General features: G+C 45.0%; 16 protein-coding genes. 4 read left to right on the plus strand and 12 right to left on the minus strand.

Going from position 1 to position 20745, the window contains the following annotated elements; translation table 11 throughout:
* Positions 1–6: 6 nt before the first annotated feature.
* From ACLI08_RS13545 to ACLI08_RS13555, 3 genes are all read right to left on the minus strand, one after another.
* Positions 7–426 carry an arsenate reductase ArsC gene (locus tag ACLI08_RS13545; RefSeq protein ID WP_411429035.1) on the minus strand — a complete coding sequence of 140 codons (420 nt, stop codon included), beginning with the start codon at positions 424–426 and terminating at the stop codon, positions 7–9.
* 139 nt (positions 427–565) lie between these two features.
* Entirely contained in the window at positions 566–1033 is a 468-nt protein-coding gene (locus ACLI08_RS13550; RefSeq protein WP_411429036.1) for a DUF6428 family protein, read from the minus strand.
* 11 nt (positions 1034–1044) lie between these two features.
* Positions 1045–1377, minus strand: coding sequence for an ArsR/SmtB family transcription factor (locus ACLI08_RS13555; RefSeq protein ID WP_411429037.1), 333 nt, complete (start codon positions 1375–1377; stop codon positions 1045–1047).
* Between the two features lie 152 nt (positions 1378–1529).
* On the opposite strand from ACLI08_RS13555, the gene ACLI08_RS13560 reads away from it, so the two are divergent.
* The 3 genes from ACLI08_RS13560 (at position 1530) to ACLI08_RS13570 (ending at position 4224) form a co-directional block, all read left to right on the plus strand.
* Complete coding sequence (locus ACLI08_RS13560) at positions 1530–2609, plus strand: diphosphomevalonate/mevalonate 3,5-bisphosphate decarboxylase family protein (protein WP_411429038.1); 1080 nt, start codon at positions 1530–1532, stop codon at positions 2607–2609.
* Positions 2610–2690: 81 nt separating this feature from the next.
* Positions 2691–3629, plus strand: a complete 939-nt coding sequence (locus ACLI08_RS13565; RefSeq protein ID WP_411429039.1) for a mevalonate kinase — start codon at positions 2691–2693, stop codon at positions 3627–3629.
* 7 nt (positions 3630–3636) lie between these two features.
* Positions 3637–4224, plus strand: coding sequence for a hypothetical protein (locus ACLI08_RS13570; protein ID WP_411429040.1), 588 nt, complete (start codon positions 3637–3639; stop codon positions 4222–4224).
* A 75-nt stretch (positions 4225–4299) separates the two neighbouring features.
* On the opposite strand, the gene ACLI08_RS13575 is transcribed toward ACLI08_RS13570, so the two are convergent.
* The 9 genes from ACLI08_RS13575 to ACLI08_RS13615 all read right to left on the minus strand — a co-directional run bounded on the left by ACLI08_RS13575 (position 4300) and on the right by ACLI08_RS13615 (position 17078).
* The gene (locus tag ACLI08_RS13575; protein ID WP_411429041.1) at positions 4300–5517 is read right to left on the minus strand and encodes an NAD(P)/FAD-dependent oxidoreductase; all 1218 of its coding nucleotides are present in this window, start codon (positions 5515–5517) and stop codon (positions 4300–4302) included.
* Complete coding sequence (locus ACLI08_RS13580) at positions 5514–6212, minus strand: glycerophosphodiester phosphodiesterase (RefSeq protein WP_411429042.1); 699 nt, start codon at positions 6210–6212, stop codon at positions 5514–5516. The genes ACLI08_RS13575 and ACLI08_RS13580 overlap by 4 nt, the downstream gene beginning before the upstream one ends.
* 133 nt (positions 6213–6345) lie before the next feature.
* Positions 6346–7761, minus strand: coding sequence for a T9SS type A sorting domain-containing protein (locus tag ACLI08_RS13585; protein ID WP_411429043.1), 1416 nt, complete (start codon positions 7759–7761; stop codon positions 6346–6348).
* 90 nt (positions 7762–7851) lie between these two features.
* Positions 7852–9318: an alpha-amylase family glycosyl hydrolase gene (locus ACLI08_RS13590; RefSeq protein ID WP_411429044.1), complete on the minus strand. Its 1467-nt coding sequence runs from the start codon at positions 9316–9318 to the stop codon at positions 7852–7854.
* Positions 9319–9345: 27 nt separating this feature from the next.
* Positions 9346–11184 (minus strand): glycoside hydrolase family 13 protein, encoded by a 1839-nt coding sequence (locus ACLI08_RS13595; protein WP_411429045.1) that lies wholly within the window; start codon positions 11182–11184, stop codon positions 9346–9348.
* Positions 11185–11306: 122 nt separating this feature from the next.
* On the minus strand, positions 11307–13616 hold the full coding sequence (locus ACLI08_RS13600) for a glycoside hydrolase family 65 protein (protein ID WP_411429046.1): 2310 nt from the start codon (positions 13614–13616) through the stop codon (positions 11307–11309).
* Between the two features lie 11 nt (positions 13617–13627).
* On the minus strand, positions 13628–14284 hold the full coding sequence (pgmB, locus tag ACLI08_RS13605) for a beta-phosphoglucomutase (protein WP_411429047.1): 657 nt from the start codon (positions 14282–14284) through the stop codon (positions 13628–13630).
* A gap of 40 nt (positions 14285–14324) precedes the next feature.
* Positions 14325–15686, minus strand: a complete 1362-nt coding sequence (locus ACLI08_RS13610; RefSeq protein ID WP_411429048.1) for an MFS transporter — start codon at positions 15684–15686, stop codon at positions 14325–14327.
* Between the two features lie 330 nt (positions 15687–16016).
* Positions 16017–17078, minus strand: coding sequence for a LacI family DNA-binding transcriptional regulator (locus tag ACLI08_RS13615; RefSeq protein ID WP_411429049.1), 1062 nt, complete (start codon positions 17076–17078; stop codon positions 16017–16019).
* Between the two features lie 688 nt (positions 17079–17766).
* Here ACLI08_RS13615 and ACLI08_RS13620 point away from each other — a divergent pair.
* On the plus strand, positions 17767–20730 hold the full coding sequence (locus tag ACLI08_RS13620; protein ID WP_411429050.1) for a SusC/RagA family TonB-linked outer membrane protein: 2964 nt from the start codon (positions 17767–17769) through the stop codon (positions 20728–20730).
* The last annotated feature ends 15 nt before the right edge of the window (positions 20731–20745 follow it).

The following is a 20745-nucleotide window of genomic DNA, read 5'->3' on the forward strand; positions in this document are numbered from 1 at the left end:
AAATTGTTACAAATTATCTTCTACAAAATCCCGTGAATAATCTTTAATCAATTGGCGCACGTGGGCAAACTGCGCACGCACCTCCTCATCGGTTCCGGTAGCCTTAGCCGGATCAGGAAAGTTGTAATGGAACCGCACCGCCTGCGATGGAAAGTAAGGGCAGCGCTCTTTGGCATTGTCGCATACGGTAATAATGTAGTCAAACGCTATGTTAGTATACTCATCTACGTTGTTGCTGGTATGATTGCTTATGTCTATACCATCTTCGGCCATGGTAGCTATGGCTTTAGGGTTTACGCCGTGGGTTTCTACCCCTGCACTGTACACGTTAGCCTTTTCTCCGGCAAAATGTTTCAGGTAACCTTCGGCAATCTGGCTGCGGCAGCTGTTACCGGTACATAGTACTAAAATGTTCTTTTTCTCCATAAAAACTATACAAATAACCAAATGATATTAATGATAAAAAACTTGGCATCCCACCCGAAAATGAGTTGCAACACCACCACCGAAAGGGTAATAATAGCACACTTGCGGTAGTGGCGTTTTTTGGCCTGCGCATCCATACCTAGCAGCACCCCGAACCCGGCGCACAGCTTTGTTGCGCCTGTAATTCGCTTAATTTACGCTTTGGCTTGGCCGCGGGTATACCGCATTGGTCTTCAGCAAGGCAGGCTGTTTTTTTGCTGGTAAGCACCAGGTGCTTACCGTTATACTCCAGTCCGTATTTACCTATGGTACCCGCCTGGTATTCTACCTCTATTTCGCCATCGGTAAGGCCAAGTTTATCTTCAGACAGCGCTATAATGTGCAGCAGCTTTGCGGGAGCCAGCCTGTGGTCTGTGTCGTTAGCGCTCCATAGCTGAAAATTAACCGTGTACTCAGTGCGCACAGTACCCCCGCAGTCTATAAAATGCTTGTTTACCGCACCTACTTCGGTTACGTGGAAATGTTGTGGCACGGCGGTGCCGTCTTCCAGGTAAAACGCTAAATCAGCGGCGTTTTCCAGTATTGATTTAAGTTCAGAAAGTTTCATAATATATCAATTTAACAACAGTTATCCTTTTTACATTTCAGCGAGGCCTGCATAGTACCAAAGTACTGCGTAAGCAATGCCACGGCATTTTCGTCTATGCAGTAGCAAATAGCAGTACCTTCTATATTGCCTTTTATAAGCCCGGCGTTTTTCAGCTCCTTAAGATGTTGCGAAACTGTGGGTTGTGCCAGGGGCAGCTCGTTTACAATATCGCCACAAATACAGCTGTTTACCCTAAGCAGGTACTCTATAATAGCTATACGTGCGGGGTGGCCCAGCGCCTTCATAATGGCCGCCATGCGGTTTTGGGCTTCAGTAAAATGTTCGGTTTTAGAAATCCCCATATCATTGCTTTATTACTATATCGCAATATTACGATAAATAATGATATGCGCAATGGTTCAGTATTATTTTTTACTATGTTTGTTATGATCCGCGGATAGCAGCAACTTTAAAACCCAAAACCCTATCTTTGCAATTCCAAAACAAAAAACACATGGCATCCGTACAGGATTTTATACCGCAACCGTATACCGCCACTGCCGAAAGCGGCAGCTTTCAGTGGAGTGCACCCAGCAATATAGCCCTTGTAAAATACTGGGGTAAAAAAGCCAACCAAATTCCGGCAAACCCCAGCATAAGCCTTACGCTTAATAACTGTAAAACGGTAACAAAACTTTCTTTTGAACCAAAGGAAGACAATGGCGCATTTTCTTTTGACCTGCTTTTTGAAGGCCAGCCGAAGGAAAGCTTCCGCCCGAAAATTGAAAAGTTTTTTGAGCGCGTACACCCCTACCTGCCGTCCCTTACACAGTATCATTTTACTATAGATACCCACAACACGTTTCCGCACAGCAGCGGTATAGCTTCGTCGGCTTCGGGAATGGCGGCGCTTGCCGTTAACCTTATGAGCCTGGAGCGCCTACTGAATCCGGGTATGACACAGGAATACTTTGACCAAAAAGCATCGTTCCTGGCGCGGCTGGGCAGCGGAAGCGCCTGCCGCAGTGTTACGGGTAATGTGGTTATATGGGGTAGCCATGCTGAAACTCCGGGCAGCACCGACCTCTACGGCGTAGAATATACCACCGTAGCCGACGTGTTTACTACCTACCAGGATACTATTTTACTGGTGGACAAAGGCGAAAAACAGGTAAGCTCTACTCTGGGGCACGACCTGATGCACGGGCACCCCTTTGCGGAACAGCGTTTTGCACAGGCGCATACTAACCTCAGCGCTATGAAAACGGCGCTTGCCACCGGCGATACCGACGCGTTTATAAAAATAACCGAGAGCGAGGCCCTTACCCTGCACGCCATGATGATGACCAGCAACCCGTACTTTATACTGATGAAGCCAAACACGCTGCAAATCATTAATAAAATATGGGAGTTCCGTGCCGAAACCGGCATACCAGTATGCTTTACGCTCGATGCCGGAGCTAATGTACACGTGCTGTATCCGCAGGCAAACCGCGAGGCAGTTACAGGGTTTATAAAATCCGATTTAGCCACCTACTGCCAAAACGCCCAGTACATTGAAGACCAAGTGGGTTACGGTGCTGCAAACCTGTAAATTAAAGATTGGTTAACACACATCCTGATAACAAAAAAATACGTACATTTACATCGAAAAACAGATAGCAATCACACAACGATGAAAGGTCCATTATTCTACTCAAAAATATTACTTTTCGGAGAGCACGGCATTAACAAAGGTTCTAAGGGTTTATCTATTCCGTATAACTTTTATAACGGTGGGCTAAAACTTACCGATACTGATACCGAAGCGGCTAAAAAGAGTAATGCCAGCCTGCGTGGCTTTGCCACTTATCTGGAAAACCTTCAGGCACAAGAACCTGAACTGGTAACCTTTAACATCGATGCACTGAAACGCGATGCCGAAGCGGGTATGTATTTTGACAGCAGCATACCGCAAGGCTACGGCATAGGCAGCAGTGGCGCGCTTGTGGCTGCTATTTACGACCAGTACGCCACAGATAAAATCACCGTACTGGAAAACCTTACCCAGGAAAAACTACTAAAGCTTAAAAAGATTTTTGGGCGTATGGAAAGTTATTTCCACGGTACCAGCAGTGGTCTTGATCCGCTAAACAGCTACCTGAGCATCCCTATCCTTATTAACTCTGCCGAAAGCATTGAAGCCACAGGCATACCTATGCAAAACCTAGAGGGCAAAGGCGCTATCTTCCTTTTAGACTCCGGTATTGTAAAAGAAACTGCCCCTATGGTGCAGATTTTTATGGAAAGCCTTAAGGATCAAGGCTTCCGTACCATGATTAAAAACGAATTCCTTAAATATACTGATGCCTGTATTGCCGATTTCCTTAACGGTGATGCCAAAGGCCTGTTTGCCAACATAAAGCAGCTGAGCAAAACGGTTTACCACAACTTTAAACCTATGATACCGGAAGGTTTCCATGAGCTGTGGCAAAAAGGCATAGAAAGCAACGACTACTACCTGAAACTGTGCGGATCTGGTGGTGGCGGCTACATACTGGGCTTTGCGCCAGATATAGACCGTGCCAAAAGCGCACTTCAAGGCCATAAGGTAGAGGTGGTGTACCAGTTTTAATATATAAATGGAAAATCTTACTACTACTGCAATACTGCAAACCCTGTTTACCGCTATGTTTATGGGTTTTGGGATACTTATTGCTTTATTCCACCTGATTAAAACGGGCAACCTTAAAGGCATTGCATTTAAAGAACTTTTTATAGTACAGGGCATACAGGGCATTCGCCTTGCCGGCATACTAAACCTAATACTGCAACTGCCGCTTATGTACAACCTGTACGCGCTGCAACAACCGCAGGCAAACGGTGTTAATGTAAGCATACAGGGCGGTAACCTTGAAAATTACGGATGGGTTATCTTCTACGGGCCGGTACTGTATTTTATACTTACACAGCTCCTTTGGATAAAAAAACTGTACACACACCGCATTTTACTTATAGTAATTGCATTACTGATTCTTATACTGCCATCGCAGCCGGTGTTAGACCTATGGGTATCGCTTACCCATACGCACTACATTGCGGCTAACCGCGTGGGGCAGTTGGGCAACCTTGCCATACAGCTTGCCATTAGCGTGGTGATTTTCTTCTTTATTACTTTTATGCTGATGCAGCTTACCGGAAAAATGAAGAAAGTAAACGCAGCTTCTTAGTTTAAAAATATACACTACAAACACAAATACAGGGCGCAGGTTTATAATCTGCGCTTTTTTTGTATACTAACCCGGCTAAACTCCTGCTATACTCTCCCCTACTATAAACCCGCCTGTCCAAGCGTTTTGGAAATTAAACCCTCCGGTAATGGCATCTATATTCAGTATTTCGCCGGCAAAATACAAGCCCTCGTGCAGCTTGCTTTGCATGGTTTTAAAGTTAACCTCGCGCAGGTCTATGCCCCCGGCCGTAACAAACTCCTCCTTAAACGTGCTTTTACCGTTAACAGCATATTCCCCCTGAACCAACTCTGTAGCCAATTTATAAAGCTGCTGCTTACTTAGGTCGGCCCAGCGTGTTTCTGCGCTAATGCCTGCCGCACGGGTAAGGCTCTCCCAAAGGCGGTTAGGAAAATCAAACGGACTCTTTTTAGCTACCGTTTTTTTAGCATGCTCCAGTTTTAGTTCGCGCAGGGTTTCCTCACATTCTTCAAAGGTTACGTTATGCAGCCAGTTTACCAGTATGGTGAACCTGTAATCCTTATCGGCAAGTTCCCTGGCGCCCCATGCCGATAGCCTTAAAATACCCGGTCCACTCATACCCCAGTGGGTAATAAGCGTAGGGCCAGATGCCTTTAGCTTACTGCCTTTTACCTTTACCTCAGCCACTGCCGAAACCCCCATAAGATCTTTTATACGCGGGTCCTTTATATTAAACGTAAAAAGTGATGGTACCGGCGGTACTATGGTGTGGCCGAGTCCGGCCATCATATCCCACATTTTGGGGTTGCTGCCCGTAGTCATTACCAGATTTGGTGCTATATACGTTTCGTCCTGGGTTTGTATTTTCCAGTAATCATCCGCATGGTAGAGCGATTGTATGCTCTGTACGGTAAGTATGTGTATGTTGTATTTTTTGGCTGCAGCCAAAAAACAGTCGATTATGGTTTGCGATGAATCGGTTACGGGGAACATCCTGCCGTCTTCCTCTATCTTTAGTTCTACCCCATGCTTTTCGAACCACTCTATGGTATCGCCACTGCAAAAACGGTTAAACGGACCTTTTAGCTCACGTTCGCCACGCGGGTAAAACTTTACCAGCTCGTTAGGTATAAAACACGCATGGGTAACATTGCACCTGCCCCCGCCAGATACGCGCACTTTAGCCAGTACTTCTTTGCCACGCTCCAGTATAGCTATTTTTAGATTTGGGTTGCGTTCGGCTATATTTATGGCGGTAAAGAATCCGGCGGCACCGCCCCCGGCTATTACTACATCGTATTGTTTGCTCATATTCGGTCAGGGAAATCAGTTATAATACCATCTACGCCCAGGGCTTTTATATGGGCTATATCGGCAGGTTCGTTTACGGTAAAAGTATATATTTTATAACCCGCCTCTTGGGCTTTGGTTACATTGCTTTCGGTAAGCAGGGTGTAGTGCGGATGCAGCGCCACGGCATTAAAGGCGGCGGCCCACCCCCATGCCTGGTGTACGCTTGCCTCAGTAAGTACTCCCAGCGGAACATTTGGGTTAAGGCTACTCATGTCCTTTAACTCCTCGTACTGAAAACTCGACACTATAAAATCAGCATACGTCCACCCGCTTTTCGCAATATATTCTTCTATAATAGCGCTGACCGGCTGTGCCGTGTGCCTGCCTTTCATTTCTATGTTTACAAGGCATTGCCTGTTTACCAAATCCAGCACCTCGCGTAATGTAGGGACGCTATGCCCTCCCCTAACATCAAGCGCCTTTAGTTCGGCCAGCGAAAACTTTGCCACCTCCCCCGTGCCGTTAGTCAGGCGGTCTACCGTAACATCATGAAACACCACCAGCTCGCCTGTGGCGCATACATGCACATCTAGCTCTATGGCTTGTACGCCAAGCTCCAGGGCTTTGGCAAACGATGCAATAGTATTTTCGGTAACGTGGCCTTTGGCACCTCTGTGGCCTATGGTAAGCATGGTATAGTATGTTTGCTGCAAAGATAAGGTTTTGTTTATTGGTGGATTCGCGGATGTATGGATTTATAAACTTGTGCAGTGGGCAAATAAAAAAAGCCCGGACATTACTGCCCGGGCTACAAAAACTATCACTAAAAAACGCTATGAAAGAAATTTAGTTCTTTACCACGCGGATTACAGTATTTTGGCCTCCTGCTGTTACAGTAGCAAAATACACACCATTAGCCAGGCCGGTAGCGCTTACAGTAGCTGTAGCTCCGTTTACGGCTTGGTTCACCACGGTTTTACCGGTAATATCGGTAAGTTTAATATTTGTAAGTTCAGCGCTACCTGCATTAAAGTTCCATGCGGTTGCCGCAGGGTTAGGGTAAGCAGCCACTCTATCTTTAGTTACGCTGGTTGTACCGGCCACAATAAGGAAGTTAAACGCACCTGTAGTACGGTTAAAGGTAACATCATAAGTACCTGCGGCAACAGGGATGTCGTTACCATCTTGTGTTGCAGTACCAGACGGGAACGCACTTGCACCCCAGTTTACACCCCATGCGTGATTAAGGCGGAATTTAATAGCACCATCGTTAAGCACAACAGCCGGCTTAGAATAGTTAACACCATCGGTAGTTTCAAGGTCAATATCTACAGACCAGTCAGGATCAATGGCTGAGCCAATAAGGCTTACCACAGGAGGCCCGAAGCTGTAAGCTCCTGTCATTACATTAAAGGTAATGTTATACGTACCTGCCACTACGGCGATATCTGCACCACCCTCTGTAGCTACACCCGAAGGAAAATCAGCCGATCCCCAGCTCATTGTCCATGCGTGGCTTTGCCTGAATTTAGCACCGCCATCAAGCAGGGTAACGCCCCATTTTGTATAGGTAATACCATCTGTAGTAGTAAGGTCTATATCAGTAGTCCAGGTACCGTCTACAGCGCTACCTATAAGGCTTATAACCGGGAAACCAAAGTTATACATCATGGTATCGTTATTCCAGGTTAACTGGTAGGTACCTGCAGGCACATTTATAGATATACCTTCAGATGCCGTACCCGAAGGGAAGGTGGTTCCGCCCACCATAACATTATTATTAATGTTAAACATATACTCACCTGCGGTAAGTGTAAGCCCTTGGTAGGTATAGTTAACACCATCTGCTGTGCTAAGCGTGTATGTAGCACCGCCTCCCATAAGTGTAACTGTATCATACGTAACCCCTACCGGAGCAAAAGTATAAGCACCGGTTACACGGTTAAAGGTAACATCATACGTACCATTGGTAGCCGGAATGTTCGGGCCGTTTTGTGTAGCTACACCGCTTGGGAATGTATTAGCGCCCCAGTTTGTAGTCCAGGCGTGATCCAGGCGAAATTTAACACCCGGGTCTGATGCCGGAACCGAAATTACAAGGCCGCTGTAGGTGTACGTTACATTATCTGTGGTGGTCATGTCAAGGTCGCCCGTCCACCCCACAGGAGTAGAGGCACCAATGATGCTTACAAGGTTTTGCGCTACCACCCCACTGGTAAACGCCGTAAACAACGTTACTAATAAAAGTAATCTTTTCATCATAGAATTAAGGATTTAGAGTTGTGAAAACGTTATAGTAAATATAGTCAAAAAAAGCTCCTTTTTGGTTATAAGGAGCATAAATTTTAATAGTTAATCAACTAATATCCAGTACTGCCATGGCTTTAAAGCCACTTTTGCACCTTGCTGAAACACTACCTTTTCGCCGGTTAAATAATCTTTATACTCTCCGTCTAACTTTACTTCGAAAGGAATTTCCTCATCGGCAAAATTGGCAAAGAAGTATACCCTTTTTTTACCACTTTCGCGATAAAAGGCAAGTATCTTAGTGTCTTCCCCCGTTTGTAAACGCACATACCGCGCACTATTTTTAGCTCCGGCAAGTGCAGGATTGTTGTTTTTTAACTTACCAAGCTTTTCGTAAAAGTTAAACATCTTGTCGTTATCATGCCTGGCAGGGTCTTGTTCAAAGAATTTCAAACTCTTTGTGTTGCCAAATTCCTGCCCGGTATAAATCAACGGCATTCCCGGCATTACATAGGTAAGGGCTGCAAATAACTCGGTGTGCTTACCCATGCGCTCGTACTCGCTGCCATGCCACGCATTTTCGTCGTGGTTACTGGTAAAGTTCATAAAGTAGTCGTCCTTCTGGTACTTCTCCTTAAATTTATTGATAAACTTATCCCAGTCAGCCACGTTCTTTTTACCCTGCGCCATGTCGTTCATCAGGTGGTGTGCTTCCCATCCGTAGCCCATATCAAACGATTTGGTAAACAGGTATGGCTTTTCACTTTCCATAAGCATAAACAGCGGCTTTACCTTACGAAGCTGCGGTGTAGCCCAGTCCCAGAAATCCTGGGGTACGTTATCGGCAACATCACAACGGAAACCGTCTATGTTTTGCTGCTTTACCCAGTACATCATTTCGTTTTTCATGGGCTCGTACACCTTTTTGTTGCTGTAATCCAGGTGTGCCACATCTGTCCAGCCCCATGGCTCGCCCGTTTCAGGGTTTAGCGGATCGGTAACTTCGCCTTTAGCATTTTTCTGGTAATATTCCGGATGTTCCTTTATCCACTTATGATCCCAGCCGGTGTGGTTAGCCACCCAGTCCAGTATTACATACATACCGTTAGCGTGCGCTGTAGCTACCAGTTTTTTAAAGTCGGCCTCTGTACCAAGGTCAGGGTTTATGGCAGTATAATCACTTATGGCATACCAGCTGCCCAGGTATTTTTTCTTTTCTTCCGGGTTAGTAATATCCTCTATAGACTTATCTGCTGTAGCCTTACGCCTGGTCATAGATATAGGATATATCGGCATAAGCCAAAGCACCTTTACCCCCAGCTGCTTTAATTTCGGGATATCTTTTGTAAAAGCATTAAATGTACCCTCTTTAGAGTAGTTCCTTATGTTTGCCTCGTAGATTACCGCCTGTTCCAGCACGGCATCGCTTATGGGGGCTATGTCTTGTGTGGTTGCTGCGGGTTTAACCGCTGTGGTACGGGCTTTGGCCGGTTTTACAGGAGCTTTCTTTTTTTGTGCGTTCCCCGCAAAAAAAGCTCCCAGAATAAAGGCTCCTACTAATAGTTTTTTCATACCTGAAATGTTCGGTTTAAATAAAAATTATTTCAATTCCAGCACCAGTACTGATTTTGGCTCTATGGTGATATCTTTAGTAACATCTACCACTTTACCACTTATAACATCGATACCCTTTGTAAAGGTTTTAATACCCTCTGCAAAGCGTGCCGTTTTAAAGGTACGGTTTTCTGCGGCATTGTTTACCACCACCATTACAGTTTCTTTGTCGTTGTAGCGGAAGTACACATACACGTTATTATCGGGCAGGAAGTGCATGGTTTTACCATTATGAATTACATCTTTCCCTTTTCTCCAGGTAAACAGCTTAGAGGTAAAGTCAAAAAACTTTTGCTGCTCTGCCGTACGGCCTGCTTTAGTAAAGGCGTTGTTGCTATCGCCTTTCCAGCCACCCGGAAAATCGCGGCGTATGTCGCCATCGCCTTTACCCTTATCGCCCGCCATACCTATTTCAGACCCATAGTACAACTGCGGTATACCGCGCACTGTAGCCACTAAGGCCATAGCCATTTGATACTTTTTAAAGTCGCCCGCATAGTTTTGGTTAATGCGGTTGGTGTCGTGGTTTTCGGCAAATACCAGTATGCTGTTTATGTTTGGGTACAAAAAGTCGTTAGTAAAGTTGTTGTACACGCGCTGCATGCCGTTATCCCAACCCGAGTTATCATCGTTAAATGTCCATTGCAGGGCATCGTATAACGAAAAGTCCATTACACTGGGCAGGTGTGAGTTAAAGCTTTCTATGGCTCCCACTTTACTGTCTTTTTGCCAATAGGCCATATGCGCAGGATTCTGCATCCACACCTCGCCCACTATGTTAAAGTACGGATACTCATCGGTAATGGCTTTTGTCCATTTAGAAATCCCGTCTTTGTCGTTGTAGCTGTACGTATCTACACGGAAACCATCCAGGTCTGCATATTCTATCCACCAAATGGCATTTTGCGTAAGGTATTTTAATACCAGCGGATTGCTTTGGTTAAGGTCGGGCATAGAAGGTACAAACCACCCGTCTACACACTGCCTTTTATCTACCTGGCTTGCATTGGTATCAAACTGGGTAGTCATACGATAGTTACTCTGCGAATACCCCGGAAACTGGTGTACCCAGTCATAGGTAGGCAGGTCTTTGTACATCCAGTGCTCTGCACCCCAGTGGTTGGTAACATAATCCAGCACCAGCTTCATTTTACGCTTTTTAAGCTCACTGCTCAGGCGAAGGTAATCTTCGTTAGTACCATAGCGCGGATCTATTTTATACACATCGCTTTGGCCGTAACCGTGGTAGCTGCCCCGCGGATCATTATCCTCGCAAAGCGGTGTACTCCATACCGCCGTAGCACCCAACTCCTGAATATAATCAAGGTGGTCTATAATACCCTGAATGTCGCCGCCGTGGCGTCCGTTTACCGCACTGCGGTCAGCTTTTTCGGTGGTAGCCTTAGTAGCATCGTTAGCAGGATTACCGTTAGCAAAACGGTCGGGCATAAGCAGGTACATCATATCCGCCGATGTATAGCTGGCGCGTGCCGCCGAACCCTCCCTGCGCTGTTTCAGGTCGTACTTTTGGGTAAAAGCCACTTTGTTCTTATCGTTTTTAAACGAAAAGGTAAGCTCCTTTGCCGGTACGTTCTTAGTATCTATGGTTACAAACACATAGTTAGGGTTTTCAGTTTTTACCACATTGGTAACCACCACCCCATCGGATACTTCAGGTTTGTACTGGGCAATGTTTTTGCCGTAAAACATTACCTGCAGCTCCGGGTTGTGCATGCCGCTCCACCAAAACGGAGGTTCGGTTTTTTGTACCTGGCCAAAGGCTATGCCTGTGCCCAGTAATGCTATGTAAAGTAGTTTTTTCATTGTTGTTGTTTGTTCTGCTGCAAGGTTTTTAAAACCTTGTAGCTATTTATTACGAAGCTTTTCAACTTCAGATATTAATTAAAACCTACAAGGTTTTAGAAACCTTGCAGGTTATGGGAAAACTACACAGTAACCAGCTCGTTTGGTTTCACGGCTACTGTAGCGCCGTTTACCACGACGTTCAGTTCGTTACTGCCCTCAAGGGTAAAGTGCGTGGCTTCGGCCTGAACCGAAACCTTAAGCACCTGCCCGCGGAAGTTTATCTTAAACGAATAGCCTTTCCACTGCGCCGGGATTTTCGGTTCAAAGTGCAGGGTATCGTTTTTAACGCGCATACCGCCAAAGCCTTCTACTATACTCATCCACGTACCTGCCATACTGGTAATGTGCAGGCCTTCTTCTACCTCTTTGTTGTAATCATCAAGGTCCAGGCGCGATGTCCTTAGATAGAACGTATAGGCCTGTTCCATCCTGCCCAGTACCGCAGCCTGTATGCTGTGTACACATGGCGAAAGGCTACTTTCATGTACCGTAAGCGGCTCATAAAAATCAAAATGCCTTTCAAGGTCTTCCTTGCTAAAGTGGTCTTCAAAGAAATAGAAGCCCTGTAGCACGTCGGCCTGCTTAATGTATGGCGAACGCAATATCCTGTCCCAGCTCCATTTTTGGTTAATAGGGCGCTGAGAACGATCGAGCTGGCTTACCGGAACAAGTTCCTTATCCAGGAAACCGTCTTGCTGCAGGTACACGCCGTGCTCCTCGCTGTACGGGAAGTACATACCATCGGCTACTTCTTTCCATGAGGCAAGCTCCTCGGCATCTAGTTTTACTATGTCCATAATACGGGCATAGTCTGCCGGGTAATCCGCCTTAACCACATTTAGCTGCTCTGCCGCGTAGCGTATACACCACTGCGCAATGTAGTTGGTATAAAAGTTATTGTTTACGTTATTTTCGTACTCGTTTGGCCCCGTAACACCAAGTATCATATACTTGTTTTTGTGCGATGAGAACGTAGCCCTTTGGTGCCAGAAACGCGCTATGCCGATAAGTACTTCAAGGCCTTTTTCAGGGATGTAGCTGTAATCGCCGGTAAAGCGGTAGTAGTTGTAAATGGCAAAGGCTATGGCACCGTTACGGTGAATTTCCTCAAAGGTAATTTCCCACTCGTTGTGGCATTCCTCGCCATTCATGGTAACCATAGGGTACAGTGCCGCACCGTTTTTAAAGCCCAGTTTTTCGGCATTTTCTATGGCTTTGCCCAGCTGGTTATGGCGGTACGTAAGCAGGTTGCGTGCCACTTGTTGGTCTTTTGTAGCCATGTAAAACGGTATGCAGTACGCCTCAGTATCCCAGTAGGTAGAACCTCCGTATTTTTCGCCGGTAAAACCCTTAGGGCCTATGTTTAGCCTTGGGTCTTTACCCAGATAGGTTTGGTTCAATTGGAAAATATTAAAACGGATACCCTGCTGCGCCTTTACGTCGCCATCTATGGTAATGTCTGCCATTTCCCAAATGCCCGCCCAGGCCTGTTTTTGCTCCTCAAGCAGCGCATCATACCCTTTGGCTTTCGCCGAAGCAATAACCGCCTTTGCAGCATCTATCAAAGCATCTTCGGCATGGTTTAGTGTTACCGTATACCCACCAAATTTTACAATACCTACGGTATCGTTTTGGTTTGCCTCTACGCTGTAGGTAAACTGCACCCTGCTTTCGGTAGCCTCAGCAGCAACCGGCAGGGCCTCTATGTCGTTACCGTTTAAGAAAATGCTGTTGTGCATATAGGTAGCCGCGCCAAACCTGGTTTTAAACGTACGTGCCGTTACAAAACCTTCGTTAACGCCCTGCTGCACCCCGGTAGGTTCCCAGAAGGTTTCCTCCCAGTTAGCATCCATATTTTTTACACCCGCATCTACATACGGTGCGTAGGTAATTACCGCCGCACGGTTAAGCGGGGTAACTTCGTATTTTATAACGCCCAGTTCATCTTCCGTTACCGAAAGGAAGCGTTTTACATTCACTTTAATCTCAGTACCGTTTTGCAGCACTGCCTCAAAAGAGCGGCTGTACCACCCCTCTTTCATATTTAGTTCGCGGCGGAAGTTATTTACCACACTGCATTTGGCAAGGTCTAGTACCTCGCCGTTTACTGCTACATCTATGCCTATCCAGTTTGGCGCATTAAGCACTTTGGCAAAATACTCCGGGTAGCCGTTTTTCCACCATCCCACTTTTGTTTTATCCGGATAATATACCCCGGCTATATAGCTGCCCTGAAACGTGTGGCCGCTATACTGTTCTTCAAAATTGGCACGCTGACCCATGGCGCCGTTACCAATGCTAAAAAGGCTCTCGGATGAACGTACCCTCTCTGCATCAAATCCTTCTTCAATTACCGACCAATTGTCTGGTAGTATATAATCCTGGTTCATTGTGTAGTAGCTTAATTGTTTGTAAGGTTTTCTAGGAAATGTGTGTTTATCTTGTCAAAAGAGCTAAAGTTGTAATGCGCCCCCTGCAATACGGCCGGGTCGCCTATGCTTACGCTGGTCATGCCGCCTATGTTAGCCGCTTCCACGCCAGCCATGGAGTCTTCAAAAACAATGCTGTCGGCAGGTGTTTTGCCCAGCAGCTGCGCCGCCCTGAGGAACACCTCAGGATCTGGCTTGGCATTGGTTACATCATTGCCGTCTACAATAGCATCAAAATAGTGCAGTATGCCTACTTTTTCCAGTATAGGACGCGCGTTTTTACTTGCCGAACCCAGTGCTATAAGCTGGTTATTGGCTTTAAGCCAATCCAGTACAGGCACCACGCCATCCAGGATTTCATCGGCCTGCATGTTGTTTATATAGTTAAGGTAATCGGTATTTTTTTCTACAAGCCAACTTTCTTTTTCTTCATCTGTAGCCTGTATGTTACCCAGGCCCAGTATAATTTCGAGCGATCGCACGCGGCTTACGCCTTTTAGCAGTTCGTTATGTTCGTGCGTAAAATCAATACCCAGGCGGTTGGCAATTTTTTTCCATGCCAGGTAGTGGTACTTTGCCGTATCTACAATTACGCCATCAAGGTCGAAAATGAATGCTTTTTGTTTCATTTTAGTTAGTTCAAAAACGTTTGGGGAAAAATTTTGGTTTTTATGCTTTTGTGTCTTCGGTGTCTTTTACACGGGTTACAAAAAATGCCGCAATAATAAACGAGATACCACTCGCCACTATGGCATACACGGCATTACCGCCATACAGGTATTTTACCATAGGGCCGCCTATAATGGCATTTACAATTTGAGGTATTACCACAAAAAAGTTGAATATACCCATGTAAACACCCATTTTCCTGGCCGGTATAGCACCCGAAAGTATGGCATACGGCGTAGCCAGTATACTGGCCCAAGCCACACCCACGCCCACCATAGAAAGGATAAGCCAGTTAGGATTTGGAACAAAATACACTGATATTAGCCCTGCACCACCAATAATAAGCGCATAGAAATGGGTTTTCTTACGCCCCAGTTTGTGGGCAATAGCCGGTATAAACAGCGCTATAACCGCCGAAACGGCGTTGTACACCCCAAAGATGATACCTACCCAGTCTCCCGCCTTATTGTACAAGGCAGTTTCTGCAGGGGTAAATTCACTAAGCTCTTTAAGCGGGGTACCATAAAGGTGGTGTGCTATGGCAGGGGTAGTAAATACCCACATGCCAAATAAACCAAACCATGAAAAGAACTGCACCCAGCTAAGCTGGCGCATGGTTTGTGGCATTTTAGCAAAATCAGTAAAAATGTCTTTTATAGAATGAGCTTCTTCCTTTGCCTCAACTTCACCGCTAGCGGCCTCAAAAGCTGCCATTTCCTCGGGTGAGTATTCTTTTGTAGTAGCAATGGTAAACAGTACCGCGCCCAAAAGGCACGCTGCACCTATTATAAAAGATAAAATAAGATGGTAAGGTACACCACCATCGGTAGCTGCATCAGACACGCCAAACCAGTTGGTTAGCGCATACGGGAGCCATGAGCCTATTACGGCTCCAAAGCCTATAAGGGCCGTTTGTACGCTAAAACCCAGGGTACGCTGGTCTGCCGGAAGTATATCGGCCACCAGTGCACGGAAGGGTTCCATGGCTACGTTAAACGAGGCATCCATTATCATAAGGAAGCCTGCCCCTACCCACAATGCGGGCATAATGGCGGTAAGCGCACCCGCCTGCGGCATACATACAAGGCCAAGAGCTGCCAGTAGCGACCCTGCGAGGAAATAGGGTTTACGGCGCCCGAAACGTGTCCAGGTGCGGTCGCTGTAATGGCCAATAACCGGCTGTACTATAAGTCCCATAAGTGGCGGAATGATCCAGAACCAGGAAAGGGTGTGCACATCTGCACCAAAAATCTGGAGGATACGGCTGGCGTTTGCGTTTTGTAACGCAAAGCCCATTTGGATTCCGAGATAACCGAAGCTCATGCCCCAGATTTCCCAGAAGCCTAATTTACGCTTTTCCATTATCGTAATTTAATGATTATTAATACGATAAGCGCGTAGCTTATCAAAACTTAATTGTGTGAAGTGAAATTTTAAGCTTTGATAATCAGCACAAATATAATGGTTTTTTAATCGGTTGGTTCACATAGGGCAAAAAAAATTCCGCCAATATGGGCGGAATTATATTTTTTAATATACTGTTTTTAAGTTTATTACCCAAAACTACAAGGTTGTCGTAGTTTTTTGGTTATGCGGTTATTTGTGGACTTGGTTAGCAAAGGTTACGTAGATAATCAAAGCAACGAAGCTCCCCCTCCCCCGAATAACCAAATTATCAAATAACCGAATAAACTATTCTGTGCTTTCGCGCACCACCAGGTGGGTTTCTATGAGTTCGGTACGGTAATGTTCCGGCTCGCCTGTTTCCTCTTCCTCTGATTCCAGCCTGTCTATGAGTAGCTTAGCAGCACGCCCACCCATTACTTCGCCATTTTGGCTCACGGTAGTAATTGCAGGGCTGCTAAACTGCGAAATAATACCATCAGTAAACCCTATTACCGAAAGATCTTCAGGTATGCGTATACCCATTTTTGAGGCCAGTTTTATGGCTGTTACCGCAAACAATTCGTTTACCGCAAATATGGCGTCGGGCTTGTTATCACGCAGTAGCGCTTCTATTTTACTCGCACAGCCGTCTATGTCTTCAATTTTTACAATTAGGCTTTCGTCTATGGCTAAGCCGTGGTCGCTCAGGGCGTTTACATAGCCATCGGTACGCAGGCGACCCACACTTACGTAGTCTACCGTGGTTATAAGGCCTATTTTTTTAAACCCTTTACCTATAAAGTAATCTACAGCTTCGTAGGCAGCAAGCTGGTCGTCTATTATAACCTTATCGCACAGTACATCGTTAGTAACCCGGTCAAACATCACCACCGGCATACCCTGGTTTATTACTTCCTGTATGTGGTGAAAATCACGCTTTTGCTGGGTTTCTTTACTAAGTGCCATAATAAAGCCATCGGTACTGCCGGTGGCCAGCATTTCCATGTTAATTACCTCTTTATCAAACGACTCGTTACTAAGGCACACAATTACGTTGTACCCATGGTCGTTTGCCACCTGCTCTATGCCGCTGATTACCGTGGCAAAAAAGTGGTGTACAATTTCGGGGATAATAATACCTATGGTCTTGGTTTTCTTATTTTTAAGGCTCAGCGCTATGTTATTAGGCTTATAATTATACAGTTTGGCAAATGCCTGTACTTTAAGACGGGTGTCTTCGCTTATTTCAGGGCTGTTACGCAACGATTTAGAAACCGTACTTATAGACACATCGAGCTCTTTGGCTATTTGTTTCAGGGTAACTTGTCTTTTCATATTGTATAGAGGAGTATATGTGGCCGGAGTCAACCCGGCGCGTTGGCACCGCGCAAAGGGTGCTTTTTACAAATATAAGGCAGAAATGCATAAATACTGCCACGGGATGTTAAAGAGGCAAATTTACTGTTTTACAACCTATTAAAACCATATTGTGCTTAAGAAACAGTTTTATAACAGCAATTAACGAAACGAAATCGTTTGAAAAGTGGTAGGTAAACCGATATAAACTGGTAGGTACCGGTATGTTATAAACCATAAATGATATAATTTCGTAAATATAACCCAAGCTTTGACCCATAAAAATCTGCTTATTGCTATTAAAACGGCTTGTATAATGCCAATATCTCAGATTTTTAAATAATTATAAACGAAAATAGCCTATGTAGAAAACCAAACGCGCAAAAACTCACAAAACTCACGCAAACTTATTTGCAAAACTCACACACATTAATAAGTACCCATAACCCACAGGATTAACAATTTTAAATCTAATGTGGTATTTATTTATGAAATTGAAAATGTATTGATTTTATATTTTCAAAAACTCAATATTCATCGCTTCTAACGGGCTGATTATCGAAAGTTTTCAACACGACAACGTTGTAGTAAGGGGTGTTTGGCGAAAACGTTTTTTTCCTAAACTCCTTTTAGATAATTTTAACTCGTGAAGTGATTTTTTAAGCTATACAAAAACGCAAATTTAACCTAAACAACTTGTATGAAAACTATGTATCAGAAGTTTTTACTGTTATTGCTGATGCTACCTTTAGGGCTTTGGGCGCAAACCGGAGCACTAAAAGGTACAGTACGCGATAACACTACAGGCGACCCTCTACCGGGCGTAAACGTATTGGTAGAAGGTACGCAAAACGGTACTTCCACAGACATGGACGGTAACTATACCCTACCGGCCGTAAAAAGCGGAAGCCGTATTATATTCTCATTTATTGGTTATGCCTCGCAAACGGTATCGTACACAGGCCAGAAAACCTTAGATGTAAAACTTGCCGAAGAAACTACCCAACTTAAAGAGGTGGTAGTTATTGGTTACGGTACTACTACTAAAAAGAACAACTCTGCAGCGGTTACTACCATTAATGCAGAGCAGTTTCAAAAAGGCCCTATTGTAGGTGCAGAACAGTTAATACAAGGTCGCGCAGCCGGTGTACAGGTTACTACTGCCGGTGGTGCTCCGGGTTCTGGCTCTACGGTACGTATACGTAGCGGATCTTCATTAAACTCTAACAACGACCCTCTTTATGTTATTGATGGTGTTCCACTGGAAAACGGTGGTGGTGGCGCAGGAGGCGGACGTAACCCGCTGGCAACCATTAACCAGAATGATATAGAGAGCATGACCATTCTTAAAGATGCTGCCGCTACCGCTATTTACGGTTCACGCGCTAGTAACGGTGTGGTTATAATCACTACAAAAAGAGGTAAAAGTGGCGAAATGAAGTTTACCTACAACGGTAACTACCAGGTATACCAAATTGCTAAAAAAGTTGATGTACTTAGCGCAGACCAGTACAGGGCGTATGTAAACGACCCTAAAAACGGTGCTACTGCAGATCAGATAGCGCTGCTTGGTACTGCTAATACAGATTGGCAAAAGGAAATTTTCCGCACGGCTACCGGTACAGACCACAACATTGCTGCTCAGGGCGGTACAGACAACCTTACCTACAGGGCGTCTATGGGATACACTAACATGAACGGTATCCTTAAAACCGACAGTTTTGAAAGAACTACCCTGGGTGCTAACCTTACAGGTAACTTCTTTGACAAACACCTTAAACTGGAAGTAAACAACAAATCATCTGTAATGCATAACATTTATGCAAACGGAGGTGCTATAGGTGCTGCCATTGCATTTGACCCTACAAAACCGGTACGTAATGCAGATGGTACATACTTCCAATGGACAAAACCTAACTCTACTACATTTGAAACCCTTGCAAGCCGCAACCCTGTAGCCATGCTAAACCAAATACACAATTACGGTAATAACTTCCGTAGTATAGGTAACGCTAAGCTTGATTACAAAATCCACGGCTGGGAAGATATGAAGCTGATTGCTAACTTTGGTTACGACTACGCTAGCGGCCGTACCTATGGTAATACAGATCTAGACTATATTGTTCCTGGTGAATTTGGTAACTCTTACACAAACAGCAGTACAAACAAAATCCAGGTTATGGACCTGTATTTTAACTACACTAAATACCTGGAGTCTATAAAAACAAACTTTGATGTTACCGGCGGTTACAACTACCAGAACTTCAACTACCAGGGATCATCATCAAGCTATTCTTACCAGAATAACCTAACTACCCCTGGTTTACCTTACAACAATGTACTAAACCTTCAGTCGTTCTTTGGCAGGGGTACTATTACCATTGCAGATAAGTATATCTTAAACGGTTCATTCAGGGCAGATGGTTCATCTCGTTTTACAAAAGACAACCGTTGGGGTTACTTCCCGGCTGCTTCTGCTGCGTGGAAAGTAAAAGAGGAAAGCTTCCTTGCTGACAGCAAACTGGTTAGCGACCTTAAAATCCGTGCCAGCTGGGGTATTACCGGACAGCAGGATACAGGCGCACTTTACCCATCAGTGCCGTTATATACAGTAAGTAATAACACTGCACAATACCTTGTAGGATATGATGCCAGCGGTAACCCTATTTACTCTACTACGGCAGCCCCACTACCTAACAACAAAAACCTTAAGTGGGAAGAAACTACAACCTACAACATAGGTGTTGACTATGGTTTCTTTAACAACCGCATTACAGGTTCATTAGAGTACTATGACCGTACTACTAAAGACCTTATACAGTATGCCCAAAACCCTCAGGGTGTTAACTTCTCTAACAGGTCTTACTACAACATTGGTGACCTGAAAAACAAAGGTGTAGAGTTCTCAGTAGATACCTACCCTATTAAAAATGACAAAGTAACCTGGAGAGTGGGTGGTAACGTAACGTGGCAAACCTCTGAAATCACAAGCCTGTTTAACCAAAAAGTACCAAACTTCCCTGGGTACCTTACAGGCGGTATTAGTGGCGGAGTAGGTTCTACGATACAAAACAACCAGGTAGGCTTTTGGCCAAACTCTTACTACGTGTTTGAGCAAGCGTACGACGCTAACGGCAAACCGGTTGAAGGTGTTTATGTAGACCGTAACAAAGACGGCGTTGTTAATGGAGACGATATGTACCGCTTCCACAAACCACAGTCTGATGTTTTCTATGGTTTTAACACAGACCTTACTGTAGGCAACTGGTGGTTAAGCATGAGTTTCCGCGGTAGCTATGGTAACTATAACTACAACAACGTAGCTTCTAACACCGGTAACGGTAACACGGGCATACCTACAAACGGTTCGTACCTTAACAACATGACCGTTAATGTACTTGAAACCGGATTTGTAAGGCCACAATACCTGTCTGACTACTACATACAGAAAGCAGAGTACTTAAGGATGGATAACGTAACACTGGGCTATACCTTTAACGATGTATTTAACCAGGGTACAACCATGAGGCTTACAGGTGCCGTGCAAAACGTATTTGTAATCACTCCTTATAAAGGTATTGACCCTGAAATTGCCGGCGGTATAGACAACAACCTATATCCTAGGCCACGCATATACACTATTGGTCTTAACCTGAACTTTTAAAAAATTGACCGCACT

Origin of the sequence: Flavobacterium sp. RNTU_13 (assembly GCF_046614455.1) — a bacterium.
Taxonomy (GTDB): Bacteria; Bacteroidota; Bacteroidia; order Flavobacteriales; family Flavobacteriaceae; genus Flavobacterium.